We start from the raw sequence: 362 nt of genomic DNA, 5'->3' as shown, positions 1-362 counted from the left end.
CCGACGTTTGGACAGTGACGCGGCGGCGGTGCAGATCGCGACGGTTCACGCCAGCAAGGGACTCGAGTTCCCGATTGTGTACGTTCCCTTCGGTTGGGACAGCGTCGGCGGATTCGCGGCGGCCACTCAGATGCTTCACGACGGGGACGGACGCCGACTGCTCGATGTGGGTGGGGAATACGGTCCGAGATACGGCGCCAGGAAGCTGACGGCTGAAACTGAAAGTGCGGGCGAGGAATTGCGTCTGCTGTACGTTGCGCTCACCCGGGCACAATGTCAGCTGGTCCTGTGGTGGGCACCGTCCTTCGGTACGTCACGGTCTGCGTTGCACAGGCTGCTACTCGGGCGCAGTCCCGGAATTT

The 362-nt window shown here is 63.3% G+C and carries 1 protein-coding gene; it reads left to right on the top strand.

Annotated elements, in window-relative coordinates:
* On the top strand, positions 1-362 hold a 362-nt coding region (locus FH08_RS48820), incomplete at both ends, for a 3'-5' exonuclease (RefSeq protein WP_200878835.1).

This window comes from Caballeronia sordidicola (assembly GCF_000729995.1).
Classification (GTDB): Bacteria; Pseudomonadota; Gammaproteobacteria; order Burkholderiales; family Burkholderiaceae; genus Caballeronia; species Caballeronia sordidicola_A.
The sequence above is the reverse complement of the archived record's forward strand: the minus strand, read 5'-3'. Positions and strand labels throughout refer to the sequence as shown.